The organism is Streptomyces sp. DT190, from assembly GCF_049846985.1.
In the GTDB taxonomy this organism is placed as follows: domain Bacteria; phylum Actinomycetota; class Actinomycetes; order Streptomycetales; family Streptomycetaceae; genus Streptomyces.
On record NZ_JBNCNM010000030.1, the window covers coordinates 91,967 to 106,811 of the forward strand.

Consider the following 14,845-nt stretch of genomic DNA (forward strand, 5'->3'; position numbering starts at 1 on the left):
GAGGTACATGAACCGCTTCCCCACCCGCGCCGTGGCGGCCGCGGCCGCCGTCCTGCTCGCGGCCGGTTGCTCCAGCTCGGGGGACGACGGTAAGAGCACGCCTGGCAAGGACAGCAGCGCGAAACCGTCACAGACGCCGGGCCTGGGCCTTGAGATACGTCCCGGGAAGGACCTCGTCGCCCACCAGGGCGTCGCCGTCGCCGCGCTGGACCGAGAGACACTGCAGATCCGCAAGCAGGTCACCGTTCCCGAGCCGGTCGCCCAGGGTCAGCTCGCCGGGACCGGCAGCCGCAGCCGCGTCTTCGACAGTTCCTTCCAGTACGCCCTGCTGGGCGAGAGCGGCATGAGCGCCGAGGGTTCCGACGGGGAGCTCAAGGTCGCCGACCTCGCCGCGGCCGGCACCGACAAGGCCGTCGTGACCCTGACCCGCGAGCAGCTGACCGCCGCCGGCGTGACCGGGGCGGTGTCCGGGGCCCAGTTCACCGGGGCGCCGAAGTCCCCGCAGCTGTGGTTCCAGACCACCCCGGCCGACAGCCCCGCCGGCGAGACCTGGTCGAGCTCGACCGCCGACCAGTACAAGATCACGTCCCTGTGGTCCGTCAACATCAAGGACTGGCAGGCGGGCAAGCACACGGCGCGCAAGCACGAGGTCCCCGCCGAAGTGCAGGCGTACTGGAAGAGCCAGGAGTGCCAGACGGCGTTCTCCCGCAACCCCGGCCAGGAGGGCTACACCCCGTGGAGCTGCTGGGCCGTCGACGGTGCGGGCGTCCCCGTCGCCAGCGGTCCGGCCAGCGCCCGCACCGTCAACGGCACGGTGGACACCGGCTGGACGAACTCGGCCTCAGGCACCGGCAGCGAGAAGGTCACCTTCAGCTACGTCAAGGGAAGCAACGGCAAGCCGGCCCTCCCTCTGAGCGTCAGCGCCGGCGGCAACGGCGCCTCGACCCCGGACGGCATGTCCGGCCTGGTCGACAGCGGCTCCGCGGCCAAGAACGAGCGGAAGATGTGGCGGTTCACCACCGCGGGGTCCCAGCTGAAGCTGGAGGAACTGCCCAAGGCGCTCCCGGCGGCGGCGAGCAGCGACGACGAGACCGAGCTGTGGGTCTTCCCCGACGGCCGGGCCGTGGCCAAGGTCGAGAACGGTGACACCGCCACCGGCTGGATCCTCACTGCCGACCAGCAGTGGAAGAAGATCGGGCCGTGGGCGGACGAGCTGCTGGACGCCGAGGTCCTCACGACCTCTTGAACCGATCGGCCACAGGGTCCCCGAAGACGCGTCTTCGGGGACCCTGTCCGGTTCCGTCCTTAGCGTCCCAAGCGGCTTCACCCCCGCAGCAGAAGGACGGCCCCGGCATGACCATCCCGCAGACCGCACGAATCTCACCGCGTTCGCGTCGTCTACTCGTCACCGTCGGCGCGCTCGGTGCCGCCCTCGTCGCGCTGCAGCTGGCAGCAGCGAGCCCCACGGCAGGACTCGTCGTCTGTGCGGTGGGCGCCCTGGGCGGTTTCCTCCTGTGGCTCAGGGCGAACCGCACCGTCGCGACGGCCATGATGTCGACCTGCCTGACGATGATGTGGATCCCCGCTGTCATCAGCCGGGTCGGCGAGGCCGCTGGCGTCCCCGAAGCGATCGCCTCCTGGGAAGTCGTACCGATGTGGGCCCTCACCCTCGCGGTACCGGCCGGCGCTTGGCTGCCGACCCGGCATCGCGGCTCCCGCGCCGTGACCGTGCTGCTGTGCCACATGGCGATCAGCGTCACCGCGCTGACCGCCGCGGTGTTTCCCGCCTCCTCACTGTCGACCGCAGCCGCGCTGACCCTCCTGGTCGTCGTGATCCGTTCCGGCGTCCCAGCGGCTGTACGGGCACGGCTGCACCGCGTCCGGTCCGCAGACGTCGGGACCTTGGAGCGGGTGCGCGACGGTGATGGGCGCCTGTGGCTCTCGGCGGCGCAGTCCGGCCCCAAGGAGCGTCAGGTGTTCGTCGGCCACGGAGGTGTGGTGGCAGTCGTGCACCAGCTGCCGCCCGGTCGTGTCACCCTCATGCGCGTCGAGGATGAGCCCGGAGCCAGAGTGCAGGCCTACGCGCTCAACGGCTCCGCAGACGAACTCGTCGAGGTGCTGGGGCGGTTCGTCGCCGAGGACCAGGATCTGGCCCGGGCGCTGAGCATCGACACGGCCGACGTCGTCACCCTGGTCACGGCGCCGCACGTCGGCCTTGCTGACGAGTCCCTGTCCATCGACCTCGCCGGCCTGTGGGACAAGGCCGCTCACCAGTACGTCGACCGCCGGGTAACCCTGCTGGCCGCCGCGGAAGCGACAGGCCACCTCCAGCACCTCACGGTGAGGCGGCGCCGACTGGCGACCACAGGACAACGAGCGGCTGCCCTCCGGCACGGAGACCGGCGACAGCGCGGCGTCGCAGCGACAGCCATGGCGATCCGCTGAACCACCGGATCCGGGACAAGGAGAAGGGGTTCGGCCACGGGATGATCCCGTGGCCGAACCCCTTTCCTGTCTGCCTACGTGCCCCGCTCAGTCCTCACGCGGGGCCGGAGGCCTCGGCGGCGTCTCGTCGACCGGCGGCCTGGGGCTCGTCGGCCGGCGGGGAAGCTCACCCGACTCCGGGGCCGGGGCCGGAGCAGGCCGCGGTGAACGCCGACGAGGAACGGGATCGGAGCGGTCCGGCCCTGAGATGGACACCGGCTCCGGCCCCGGACGGCTCGCACGCGCCCGGGGGGACGGCGCCCGGGTCGGCGGAGCCGCAGTCGCTGCCTCCCCGCCGGGACCTCCGCTCCCATCCGGCCTGGACGTCGGCGCGGGCGTCCGGCCCCGCCCTCCAGCTGGACGGGAGACGTCGTCACCCGCCCCTGCCCTGCTGTCGCTTCCTTCCGCCCGCTTGCTGGTCTTCGCCGTGGCATCCGGATCGGCGCCGCGTGTGTCCGCCCGGGACCTGCCACCGCTCGCTGCATCCGGGCGCCGCCCGGACACAGGCTCCGGACGCCTTGTACCCGTCGGGGAGTCCGTGGTGCTCGGCGAGGGGCGCCTGCCACCGGAGGTGCCGGGCCGGGACGGACCCGTACCGCCGCGTCCAGATGTTGACTCGCTCGGTCCCTTCGGTCCCTGAGGCCGTCGTGTCCCTCGCGGACTGGGCCGGCGGTCGCCGATGACCCGCCGGGCCGCGGACCGCGCCCGGGTCTTCGCGAAGCCCCCGGCACGGCTGGTGACGTCGTCGTACGCGGCCTTCGCCTCGAAGGCCTGGTCAGCGCTCCGCTTGGCGCCCTTCCCCATCTTGATCGCGAAGTGCCACAGTCCGGCCGCCGTCAAGATGATCATCAGCACTTGGACGCCCAAGGAGGCGTTGCTGCCCAGGATCAGGCTGTAGATCGCCATCAGCAGGGTGAGTGCGATCCAGGCGATGGCCTTGAGGACGAAGGAGATGGTGAAGGCGTTCGCCCATTCCCGTGCCGCGAACGTCGCCGGCGGGAACGCTGCCACCGCACCGACGATCGGCAGCACGATGATCAGGATGAGGATGAACCCCTCCCAGAACAGCTTGAACAGGGCAACGATGTCGATTGACGGCGCGAGGATCACGTTGGAGACACCGGAGGCGAGCGCGACCTGCATCCGGGAGGACGGGTTGGCTCCCCGCCAGTCGTTGAACCGGCTCTTCCTGTCGTCCTTGGCCATCTGCTTGGCGACCTTCTCGAAGTAGTCGCTCTTCTTGCCCAGGGAGTCGAGGTTGTCGGCGCGCGTGTACGTCTGCGCCATCACCTGGGCAGTGCGGATGTCGGTGCACCGGTAACCCAGAGAGCAGTCGTCGGTGTCCCACCCGCCGCTCGCGTCGCCCTTCCAGCCGCTGTCGATGACGGTGTTGGCGTTCTGCCCGAACTGTCCCGCGGCCCACGGCGTGAACATCATCGCCTTGTACATGGTGCAGGAGCTGATGCGCTTGGCCCGGTTCGGGACGCCCTCGGCGAGCCAGCAGGGGTCGGCCGTCTTCGTGCCGGCGTTCTCCGGGAGCATGACCTCGGTCATCGCCGAGGAGAACCCGTTGATGGCCTTGTCCGCCTCAGACGTGACGGTCGTGTACCAGGACCCCTGAAGCAGCAGTGCGCTGATGAACAGGGAGGCGACCATGCCGCCCAGGCCCTGCCACACCTTGGAGCGGCTCTTGGTCCGGCTGTGCACCACCACCCACGCGCCACAGAGAATGATCATGACGGTGCCCAGCGGGGCCCACACCGTTGCGTACAGCTTCGCCACCAGGCTGTTGGCGGTGCCGTCCTTGCCCTGGTACAGGTCCTGGAACGGTGCCGTGTTCATGGCCAGGTCCTGGATGGCCAGGCTGAAGCTGCCCAGCGACTTGCTGAACTCGAAGACCGTCTGGGCCATCCAGTTGCCGGCGACGTCCATGATCGAGCAGGAGTCGTCACCGTCGACGTTCTTCTTGTACGTCGACCACAGCAGCCCCCGGCCGTTGGTCAGCTCGTAGAGGGTGTAGTTCCGGGCGACGGTCTTCTTGCTCATGTCCGCCGTCGGCTCGGGCCCGTACTCCGGCTGAGCCGACGGCAGCAGCACGGTGGACGCCGAGGCGTAGAACTCGGGCCCCCAGTTGCCCTTGCCCGGCACACCGATGCAGTCCAGCCCGAACGGGGCCGCCTGCGCCGTGGACATAGGCGTTCCGAGGACCACGGCCAGCACGGTCAGCACGGTGAAGACGCCTGCCCGGGCCGCCGCGCCTGTCCGGCGGACACCGCGAGCCAGCAGACCGCGGCGGCGGGGCGCGGGGAGACTGCCCGCGGGGACGGCGAGAGGTGTCTTGCCCGCCCGTGCGGAACCACGGCGGGGCTTCGGCGGTATCAGCCGAGTGGTGAGTGCGACGCTCATCAGGCCGCCACCTCCAGGTCGTTCATCTCGCTCTGGAACGACCAGTCCGCCACGTCGGCGGGCGGATCGACCGCCTGCCGGGCAGGCCTGGTCTTCGGGTTGGTGTCGGTGGCCCGCAGCAGCTCCGCGAAGACCAAGTCGATCTCGGTCGTGCCCACCCGGTTGTCGGCGTCGCGGTACATGCACACGCCGGTCTCCAGGTGCGGCTCCATCAGCGAGGCGATGACCCGCGGGTCGTCCGGGTCCCGCTTGAGCATCGGCGCGACCCGTCGGGCCTCCTCCACCGACTTCTGCAGGAACATGAAGGCGCTGTGGATCTGGTTCGTGCCACCCTCGCGGGACTCCGCGTCCTCGATCCGGATGAGGTCGGTCACCTGCTGGGTGATCAGGTAGACGACCATCGCGTACGAACGGCCCTGCTTCAGGGCGCGCTGCAGCAGCGACCGGCCCGCCGGGGTCGCGGTCACCACGTAGCTCTCGTCGACGAACAGGGCCTTGGGACGGGTGGCCATCTTCCCCGTCACGGGGTGCTGCTCCAGCTTGACGTCCAGCATCTGGCTGGCCATCCGCATGACCATCTGCAGGATCGTCGACGCGAGCCGGTCCGGTGCCTGCCAGTTGTCCGGGTTGTCGTCCTGCGGGAGTTCCAGACCGCGCAGCGTGATCACCGTCCGGCGCCGGCGTACGGTCTCGAACGGCCGGGGTTCCTTGGCGAACGCCAACCGTGCGTACGGCATCTTCCGCAGCGACCGCAGCACGGTGACCGCCAGCTCGAGCTCGGCGAGCTTGTCGGCCCGGCTCGCGGCGTCCTCCTGCGCGGCCGCGAGCTGCTCCTCGATGTTCTGCACGACCTCCCACGCGGTCGGCCGCGGTGTGGTGTCCGATGCATGCGCGGCACTCGCGCCCTGCGACATGGCGGCCTGCAGCCGCTGGTCGTACCGGTCGAGCACCGCTTCCATAGCGACGGTGACCGGCACCTGGATCCGCTGCCACATCTGCTGGCCGATGAACCCGGCGAACATCGTCTCCGCCACCAACCGGCCGGCGTGGACGTCCGGGGTGATCGACCACGGGTCCAGCACACCGTCGTGGGACTTCAACAGGTCGATGACCCGGGTCTCGGCCCAGAATTCCGCATTGACCGGCTGGAACTTCGAGTACGCCGTGCCGATGGTGCCCTCGGCCGCCTCCCGCTCGAAGTCGGGGTCGTTCACCTGCGCCCCGAAGGCGAGGTAGTAGCACATCTGCGCGAAGTCGACCTTGGGGTCGATCGCCACGCACTCGGTGCCCGACTCGGACTCCTGGAAGAACTTCAGCAGGCCCAGCGAGGACTTGCCGCCGCCGGACGCACCGGCGCAGGCGACGCCGGCGCCCATGTTGCGGGCCGGGCCGACGTGCAGGCCGTAGTGGACCGGGAAGCGGCCGGACCAGCCGATGAACGGGCCCTTCCAGCCGAGGACGTGACCGCTGCGGTCCCGGCTCGTGCGGTCGCCGATGTTGACCCCGGCCGTGGGCAGGCCGATCCCGAACGTCTCCAGGGACTGGATGCGCTGGTACGGAGCGATCGGCAGCTTCGGGTCGTCGCCCGGCAGGGACTCCTGCATCAGGCGCCACTGCAGCCGCTTGGCACGCAGCACCTCCACACCGGCCTGCCGCTCCAGGTGCTTCTTCAGCTCGCTGGCCCGCCGGTTCAGTTCCTCCACCGTCGGCGCGGAGACCGTGAAGCGCATCCGGCCCTCGAACCCGGGACGCGGGTTGTCCACGGCGATGTCGACCGCGTCCTTGGACACGGCGACCTGGTCGGTCAGCTGCTGGTCCGGTGTCCGGCCACCGGCGACCATGTCCTCGTACTCGTCCTTGAGGTTGTTGTGGATCTTGCTGATCTCCTTGGTGAACCGCTCGGCGGGCAGCAGCGTGCCGCGCCAGGAAACGTCCACCGGGAAGTCCAGCTCCCCCACCCGCCGCGCCCACGCCTGGTACTGCTGGAAGCGCACGTTCTCCGGCCACGACGCGACGACGAGCGTGGTCGTGTACGAAGTGAGCTGCTGCCCGGTCTCCTCGTCGACCTGCTCGATCTCGATGTGCGTCGGCCTCGAGTTGTCACCGCGGAAGTCGACGACCAGGTCGAACTGGCTGCGGCCCCAGGCCCTGGAGTGGATCAGCGGTTCCTTGGGGACCGGCAGGTGCCCGTAGAGCGGCTTACGGATGTGGTAGACGAGATCGGCGCGCGAAAGCGGCTCACCGAGCCTGCCGAACGCCTGGTGGACGGAGGCCGCGACCGCCTGCCACCGCTCGATCGTGGACGGGGCCAGGTCCTCCTCCGCCACGCCGGTGACGAACTCTCCCGCCCGCGCGGTCAGCCCCGGCCGGGCCTCACCGCGTGCGCGCGGTGCCTCAGCAGCTGTCTCCCCCAGGTCCACCGCCGGGCCGTGAGCCAGCGACCCGAGCTTGATGAACAGCGCGACCTCACGCTCGGAGGCACCCAGCCGCTGCTGGTACTCCGCGATGCGCTCCACGTAGGCACGGAAGTTGGCCGTCGGCAGCCACGCCGCGTCGACGATCTTCGCGGTCTCGGCGGCCGCGTCGACCGGCTTCTCCACGATCTTCAGGTGCCACTCCACCGGCCGGCCGGACCGGCCGAGCGCGGCGAAGACCCGGCCGGGCTCTGTGGCCATGGCCGTGAGCTCCTCCGGTGACGCCAGCTCCTCCGGGTGGGTCGTCAGCCGGATCGCGGTCCACACGGAGTCCCCGTGGATGAACATCGTGTCGTCGGCGTACCGGTACGGCAGCCGCTGGGCGTCCTCACGCGCATGCGTACTGGTGCCGCTGGTGGGCTTCTTGTCCTTCTTCGCTTCGTCGGCGAGGTCGTCCTTCTTCGACGGCACGAGGAACCACGCGAGGGCCAACACGGCCACGATCGCCACGAATCCGATGATGAGCGCCCCCATCAGGAGACCTCCTTTCGTGTACTGCGGGTGGAAGGTCCGCCAGGTGGGGACCAGAGAATGACCTGCCAGTGCAGGCGGTGCGGTTCCTCGGACCGGCCCAGGCCCTGGACCCGGCGCGGTTGCCGGAAGGCATAGTCGAGCCGGACCACCAGCTCCGAGCCGGGCCGCAGTTGACTGCCGGGGATGGGCCGGGACCACATCCATCCGACGAGGATGGGAGGAGGCGCGAACAACGCGGCGGTCACCCACCACGCGTCACGCATCGGCGGGATCACGAGGCTGATCAGCCCGAGCAGCAGCCCCCAGCACAGGGCCACCAGCAAGGCCACGCCGCAGGCCTGCATGTTGATGCCTGGCATCCACTGCGGCAGCGGACCACCCAGCCGGAACATCCGCTTCGGGCGGTCTCTCATCCGCGTGTAGTCGTGGGCGACGATCCCGTCGCCGTCGTGCCAGTCCATGAAGCTCCTTGGTGTGGAGCTGCCCCCAGTCGGCTGCGCCTTGCTGGGGGCAGCCGCTACTTGAGCGTGTTGGTCGCGAGACCCTGGATGATGGTGAGGATCACCGCGCCGCTGACGATGATCGCGACGCCGAGACCGAGGACGCCGAGGTTCTGTATCGCCTCGCGCAGGCTCTGGCCACCCTTCATCGAGATGATGACCTTGATGCCGAGGACCACGATCATCAGACCGGCCAGTGCCAGGCCGATCACCTTCACCTCGGTGCCGAGGTTGGTCAGCACACCGCCCACGGTTGGAGCGGCGAGCGTGTGCAGAGACGCCGGGCTGAGGGCCGCGACGGTCGAGAGGGCTTGAGACATGAGCATTCACCTTGCGTGAGCTGCGGATTTCCGACGCTCACGTTGTAGATCGCAAAGCGGACACCCCCTCTGGACGCGGATTTCCGGCCCAGGCGGCCATGCGAAAGCCCCGCCCCTCGACCGCCGGTACCAGCGGGCAAGGGGCGGGGCTCAGCGGGGGCCGGGGCTGCCGCGAGCGTCAGGAGGCCGGAGCCTTGCCGCCCGCCTCGTCCGGGACGCCGGCACGGATGTCCTTCACGAACCAGCCCTGGTCGGTCAGCACAATCTGCACCCGGTACCGCTCGGTGACATGGGCGCTCCCCGTCGTCCACTGCACGCTCACCCGCGCCCAGGTGACATCGTCGACCTTCCACTTGTGGCCGTCCGTTGCCCCCACCCCCTTGGGGAGCAGCACCTTGACGTCGGACACCTTCGGGGAATCCAGCGCACCGCGAAGGCCCGCCCTGGCTGCGTTGCTCGCTCCCGGCGCGACGTAGCGCGTCAGCGTCGTGCCGTTCGAGGAGCCCCAGGAGGTGAAGAAGTCCGCGAACAGCTTGCCCTGGAGATCTCCCGAGAGCTCGGAGTCGACCTGCAGCGGGTCCTTCACCGCCTGCGGGGTGGCCTGGTCCGGTTGCGGCAGCGTGCCCACATCGCCGACGACCCGCATGCCGTTGCCTGACTTCAGGTCGTCCACCCACACCGGCACGGACAAGGTCCGCAGCGCCCCCGTGGTCAGCTGAACCTGGATACCGATGTAGTAGCCGTGCTGCGGGTACTCGGCGATCGGCTCCATGTAGCCGGACCACACCGAGTACGCCACGACCTGGCTGCCCTTGCCGTCCCACCCGCACGTGGTGTCCACCCCGGAGGAGGACAGACGCGCGATGGCCTGGCGCCGCTGCTCAGCCTGCTCGGGGTTCTGGTTCGCGCACAGTCGGGCGTAGCGGTCCGCGAAAGCGATCGCCCGTTCCACCGGGAACGAGGTCAGCCGGAACTGGGAGACCTGCTCGTCGGTGATACCGGTCTCCACCGGAGCGGGGTGTCCGGCGGTGTACGCCATCACGCCGACCGTGCCCAGCGCCAGGAGCGAGACCGTCACCATGGCCGTCATCCTGGCGGCGACGTGGGTTGCCCTACCGCCGCTCAGCCGTCCGCCAGGCCGTGGGACATCGAACCGCTCCCCGGCGGCCGCGGGCGTGGCGACGTCCTTCGACTTGCCCGGCTTGGCCTTCGCCGCGGCCTTGGCCTTCCGCTTCGCCTCCTTCTCCTGCTTCTTCTTCTCCTTGGCCGTCTGAGCCGGCGCCGCCTGCGGGTGCACGGCCGGACTCTGCGCCGGGGCCGGCATGTACTGAGGGGGCTGCCCCTGCAGTGGGGCCCCCTGGGCGAACAGCTCTTCAGCTGCGCGTACCGGGTTGTACCCGGCCGGTGCTGCCGGTGCCGGTGCCGGTGCCGGTGCCGGTGCCGGCTGGCCGGGCCAGGGTGCCTGTCCCGGGGCAGTGTGGTCACCCCACGGTCCGGGCCCAGCCGGGGGCGGGCCCCCGGACGGCATGGCCGGGCCCTGGGGTTGCGGCGCCCAAGGATCCTGCACCGGCGGGTGCTGATGGGGAGGAGTCGTCCCCTCATACGGGGGCTGCGGATGGGTCACGTCATCTCCAAGTACAGAAAGCGGACAGGGTCGGTGTCGGGACGAAAGCCCCCGGCGCGGGCGCGGTGACTGCGACGAGCAGTGTCGGGGGCCGACCGGCCAACCCCGCTGAAGTGCGCCGGCCGGAGGCTCAGTCGAACTGCGACATGACGGAGCTCCAACCACCGTCGGCATCACCGTCCGGGTGGTCCGGTCCGCTGCTGACGGGGCCCGCCTGCCGGGCCGGCTGCCCTGGCACCTCAACGGCCGTACGGCCAGGCACTGGAACGGGAGCAGCCGGAGCCGCGCCCCACCCCCCAGCCGCGGGCGCCTGCGGCCCGGGGACGGCGCTCTCCGGCACGACGGGAACCGCAGCCGGCGGCTTCACCAGCGCCATCGGCTCCTGCCCGGGACGCCCCCAGCTCCCGTCAGACCTCCACTCCACAACCGGCGGCCGGACCGACGGCAGCGCGGCGACGTCGACCAGCACGGTGTGCACTGCTTCCCACCACCGGTTCGGGCCCTCCTCGACCGTGTGCACGGTCGCCAGCGTCGGGTGCTTCGTGATCCACACCATGTGGTGGTCGGGCAGGTCCTGGAAGACGGAAGCGGGCACCCGCGGCTCCCTTCGGGGATCCCGCTGGATCAGCCCGCCGCGCTTCGTGCGGCGGCGGCCGTGACGGTCAAGCTGGTGCTGCATCCGGGCGTAGATCTTCGTGACCTGGCTCGTGAGACCGGACAGCACCTGGGCGTCCTCGGCACCGTTGACCCGCAGGCACAGGAAGTTCCCGCACGTCTCCAGCACCCGCTTCGCCCACACCCCGGTGCCGTCCACGGCCACCAGGTCCGCCCACGACTGCGTCGACAGGATCGGCCGGACCATCGCGTCCCGGGCCTTGTTGCACAGGCCGAGCACCGCATCGCCGGTCGCCGATCCGAACTCCTCGACCTGCATGTACAGCGGCCACTGCGGGGCCACACCCGACGCGATGTCGCGCCGCAGCATGTCCGTGGTGTTCTGCATGTCCAGCAGCACCAGCGTTCCCAGGGTCCTGGCGAGCGACCCGTATGTGGAGACGTTCAGGGAGAAGACGACGATGTCCCCCTCGTGCGCCGCTCGGCGCAGGTCGATCGTCTGCTCCACCGGCCCCGGGCGCAGCCACTGCCCGGCCGCCGGACCGTTGCTGTACGTCGAGATCAGGCGCTGCGTATCCGCGACCGCGGACCGCGTCAGCTCATCACGCCGCCAGTTCGCCACCATCGTGGCAACCCGCTCGCGCACCTCGTGCACCGCCCGACGGGCCGCGACGTGCTGAGCGGGCGGTACCCGAGAGGCGACCGCGTCGATGTCGATCCCGTCCGCGACCTTCTGCAGGAACTCGATGTCGAGCAGGTCGACGAGGCACTCGAAGCCGCCCTTGCCCACGTTGTAGCCCGACCAGTCGGCAACCTGGTACGCCAGCTGCGTGTACTCGTACGCGCTGCGGAAGTAGACCGCAGCGTCCCCGTCGCGTCCCACCGAGTTCAGGAGCATGTCCGACTTCGACGTGGCGTTGCCGCGCACCAGCGGGTCGTAGAACGCCGGCGACGACGGTGCACCAGGGGCGACCGGTGTGTACGGCGAGCCGTTCGGGTCGGCCAAATCGAAGTGGAGGAAGCGGCGCCCGTGGACCTGCGCGACCTCCGCGTAGTGCGCGGCCACGTCCCGGCCGCCCTTGAAGTCGACCACCACCCAGCCTGACCCGAGCCCGATGAGCTGCGCGCCGACCGAGTTGGTCACGGCTGTCTTACCCGAGCCGGGCACGCCCTGGACGAACGTCGGGCGCAGGAACCCATCGTGCTCGGCGACGACCGGCAGACCGGCCAGACCGGTACCGAAGCCGACCGTTCCCGGTATCTCCACCTGCCGGCCGAGGAAGTCACGGCGCACCGTCGTGGCGTCCGTGTACGCGCCGGTCTGCATCCGTGTGGCGGTCTTGCCCGCAGCACGCCGCTCGGCCTTGCTGAGCTCCGCCACCGCAGGGACCTCGTCGAGTTCGAACTGCGGCTCGATCCCTGCCTGGAAGTCGGCCACCGCGATCCACACGGCCGCCGAAGCCAGTCCCACCGGGACCGACAGCGGCACCATCCAGCCCATCGCAGCCGTCACCGACATGTCGTGCGGCAGGTTCCACCCCACCGCGACCGCGATGTCCTGCCACAGTCCGACCACTGCCGCGACGTGCCAGTCGACCGCGCCGGAAGCGGTCCCTTCCATCACCCACGCCACAACGAACAGCACGCCGGCGCAGACGGCGGCGGCGGCCGACAGGACTCGCCATGCCTGATTGCCCACCCGCACCGCGAGCCGTCCCGCGACCGCGATCGGGATGGCTGGCGCGCACACCGCAAGCAGCGTCATCCCCCAGACCGCACCCAGCCACGCGGCTACGGACTCGTCTTCAGCCCGCCTCATCTCCGTCATGTGATCCACGCCATCCCCGCTCTCCTTGCTCTCTTGATCCGCACCGCGCGCCTTCTCTCCGGCTACGCCTGCTGCTGCCACCAGGCCAGGAATCCGACGCCGGACGCCTCCGCTGACCACCGCTCGCGCAACTGCTTCCACCGCGTGAAATCCACCCGCCAGGTGTCCGGCACCTGCCGCAGGTCGAGCTGATAGGCGACGCCGGGGTCCTTCGGCTGGAAGTGCCGAACGAGGAACGGGCTGTCGGGCCGGTACTGCGGCGGCCCCGGAGGCAGCAGCCCGACTTGCTGCGCGACACCGTCCGACCAGGCACCCGTGCGGGGGTGTGCATGACCGTGCAGGAGCGCCATCACCGGCTCCGTGGCGAAGTAGACGACCTGGGGAAAGATCTCTCGCGCGTCCCGGTACGACCGCAGGACCTGACGTATCTCCGCAGGGCTCTTCGCCGTGATCTCCACCTCGATAGCCACCAGTCCCAGTGGCGCGGCGACCACAAGATCCGAGTAGTGGACCCGGCCGCCCGCACCGACCGGGGTGCACAGGAACCGCTCGCGCCCCCTGCCGTCGAGCGTGGAACCGGGCTGCCCCGTAAGAGCAGCAGCGACCTGCTCCGCCCGACCGGATGTCGTCGCCTCAGCACGTCGGACCTCGCGCTCCGAGAGCACCCGGGCACCGCCGAGCTCGAACGTGAACGCGGCGTCCGTCACGGCCAGGCGGTGAAGCAGCCGCTCCCCTGGCCACTCCGGAGGGCGGAGCTCAGTGCTGCCCGCCCGGGCGCCACGCGCTGTCGTCCACACGCACGCCCCCGCCCAGCGGACATCCGAGGACATGCGCAGATAGCCCGCCTCACGGAGCCAGCGGACTCTCTGACGAGCCGTCTCCTCCACCCCATGCCAATACCGGCGTGCGGCCTGGCGCAGGGTCATCACGCCGAACCGTGTGGCGCCCGCCAGCATCAGTTCGTCAGCGACCGTGCGCTGCCACCCATCGCCCCGCGCAGTTCCATCACCCCGCGGAGCCCCTCCGGCCGACGCCTTCCGCAGCACCGCTGCACGCCGCCGCGGAGTCGCTGGCGGCACCCCCTCAGGGAGCAGCGTGACCTCTCTCGACACTGGCCTCGGCATCGGCTCTCCTACCGTCCCGACGAACACGAACGGCCCGAGAAGTACCAACCAGACCGGACACCTTGACCTGGTGGAGGAAACCTGTTCGCTCTGGAGCCGTACGCCCAGGTCAGAGCCGAAGCGGCCTCACGGCGCAGGTGCCGTTAGAGGCGGAAGTAAAGGCAGGAAGGAGTGGGGAAGAGAGAAGAGGGCGGCCCTCCGGGCCTGGCGGGGTCGGCGCGGGGCGCCGTGCGCCCTACGGGCTCGGCGGGGATGCGGTGGTGCGCTGCGCGCTGGTTGCCGGGCCGCTCCGCGGCGGAGGCGACCGGCGGGCGGGGTCGGGCCGCTGCGCGGCGAGGGTGCGGGGTGGTGCTGATGGTGGGCTGGTGTCGGGCCCGGTGGTTCGCGGTCTCGCCCTGGGGGCTCGGCCGGCTCACCTACCGGTGCCCTTACGTGCCGGGGCGGCGGTGTGGGCACGAGAGGGCCTCGAAGGTGCTCCTGGGCGCGCTGGCGGTCCCTGAGCCGGCGAACGGACGGCGGGGGCCGCCGCGGAGCGGCCGTGTACCCATGGCGCTCCTTGGGGTCGCAGGGTGTACACCGCGGCCGGCACTCGGGGGGTGCCGCCGCGGAGCGGCCTGAACGGCGCAGCAGAGGGTCGACGGGCCCGTGACGGCCCGAGCGGGACCAGGACGGGGACCAGGAGCACGAAGGGAAGCGAGACGCGCGCACCTGCGGGGCCCGAGGTGCCCCGCAGGGCGCCGTTGTCGGTCCGGGCCGGCGGCTGCCGGCCCGGGGGGCGGAGCCGGGCAAGGCGGTGGTGAGCCCGGCCTGAATGGCCGGGCTCACCACCCCCCCCCCCGCGCGCCCCGCCCCCCCGGCGCCGCGGACCGCCCTCCGGGCCGGCCGCGGCCCGGGGTGCGGCGGGGGGGGCGGGCGGGGGGGGCCAGGGCGGACCGGGAGGCGGCGAGCAGGGCCCGTACGGCGGCCCGCCGGCCGTCCCGGACCCCGGCCCGCGGG

9 protein-coding genes are annotated in these 14,845 nt (G+C 70.8%); 2 read left to right on the forward strand and 7 right to left on the reverse strand.

From position 1 onward, the window contains the following. The first annotated feature begins 7 nt into the window (after positions 1-7). Together ACPXCS_RS35815 and ACPXCS_RS35820 are read left to right on the forward strand one after the other, a co-directional pair. A complete protein-coding gene (locus tag ACPXCS_RS35815) occupies positions 8-1,246 on the forward strand; it encodes a hypothetical protein (protein ID WP_425823850.1) in 1,239 nt (412 codons plus the stop codon). 107 nt (positions 1,247-1,353) lie between these two features. Beyond that, positions 1,354-2,445 (forward strand): hypothetical protein, encoded by a 1,092-nt coding sequence (locus ACPXCS_RS35820; protein ID WP_425823848.1) that lies wholly within the window; start codon positions 1,354-1,356, stop codon positions 2,443-2,445. 87 nt (positions 2,446-2,532) lie between these two features. Here the strand turns inward: ACPXCS_RS35820 and ACPXCS_RS35825 are convergent, their stop codons facing one another. From ACPXCS_RS35825 to ACPXCS_RS35855, 7 genes are all read right to left on the reverse strand, one after another. Further along, positions 2,533-4,890, reverse strand: a complete 2,358-nt coding sequence (locus tag ACPXCS_RS35825; RefSeq protein WP_425823846.1) for a hypothetical protein — start codon at positions 4,888-4,890, stop codon at positions 2,533-2,535. Then, positions 4,890-7,838, reverse strand: a complete 2,949-nt coding sequence (locus tag ACPXCS_RS35830) for an ATP-binding protein (RefSeq protein WP_425823844.1) — start codon at positions 7,836-7,838, stop codon at positions 4,890-4,892. The genes ACPXCS_RS35825 and ACPXCS_RS35830 overlap by 1 nt, the downstream gene beginning before the upstream one ends. Further along, a complete protein-coding gene (locus tag ACPXCS_RS35835) occupies positions 7,838-8,299 on the reverse strand; it encodes a hypothetical protein (RefSeq protein ID WP_325750559.1) in 462 nt (153 codons plus the stop codon). The genes ACPXCS_RS35830 and ACPXCS_RS35835 overlap by 1 nt, the downstream gene beginning before the upstream one ends. A gap of 56 nt (positions 8,300-8,355) precedes the next feature. Beyond that, a complete protein-coding gene (locus ACPXCS_RS35840) occupies positions 8,356-8,658 on the reverse strand; it encodes a hypothetical protein (protein WP_325750560.1) in 303 nt (100 codons plus the stop codon). A gap of 178 nt (positions 8,659-8,836) precedes the next feature. Then, positions 8,837-9,955 carry a conjugal transfer protein gene (locus ACPXCS_RS35845; protein WP_425823842.1) on the reverse strand — a complete coding sequence of 373 codons (1,119 nt, stop codon included), beginning with the start codon at positions 9,953-9,955 and terminating at the stop codon, positions 8,837-8,839. Positions 9,956-10,412: 457 nt separating this feature from the next. Then, positions 10,413-12,662: a hypothetical protein gene (locus ACPXCS_RS35850; RefSeq protein WP_425823840.1), complete on the reverse strand. Its 2,250-nt coding sequence runs from the start codon at positions 12,660-12,662 to the stop codon at positions 10,413-10,415. A 125-nt stretch (positions 12,663-12,787) separates the two neighbouring features. Further along, a complete protein-coding gene (locus ACPXCS_RS35855; RefSeq protein WP_376620857.1) occupies positions 12,788-13,432 on the reverse strand; it encodes a hypothetical protein in 645 nt (214 codons plus the stop codon). Between the last annotated feature and the right edge of the window lie 1,413 nt (positions 13,433-14,845).

Bases quoted from the DNA above. Each gene is read 5' to 3' on its own strand.
- ACPXCS_RS35815 (WP_425823850.1), top strand. From the start codon at position 8: ATGAACCGCTTCCCCACCCGCGCCGTGGCGGCCGCGGCCGCCGTCCTG.
- ACPXCS_RS35820 (WP_425823848.1), top strand. From the start codon at position 1,354: ATGACCATCCCGCAGACCGCACGAATCTCACCGCGTTCGCGTCGTCTA.
- ACPXCS_RS35825 (WP_425823846.1), bottom strand. From the start codon at position 4,890: ATGAGCGTCGCACTCACCACTCGGCTGATACCGCCGAAGCCCCGCCGT.
- ACPXCS_RS35830 (WP_425823844.1), bottom strand. From the start codon at position 7,838: ATGGGGGCGCTCATCATCGGATTCGTGGCGATCGTGGCCGTGTTGGCC.
- ACPXCS_RS35835 (WP_325750559.1), bottom strand. From the start codon at position 8,299: ATGGACTGGCACGACGGCGACGGGATCGTCGCCCACGACTACACGCGG.
- ACPXCS_RS35840 (WP_325750560.1), bottom strand. From the start codon at position 8,658: ATGTCTCAAGCCCTCTCGACCGTCGCGGCCCTCAGCCCGGCGTCTCTG.
- ACPXCS_RS35850 (WP_425823840.1), bottom strand. From the start codon at position 12,662: ATGACGCTGCTTGCGGTGTGCGCGCCAGCCATCCCGATCGCGGTCGCG.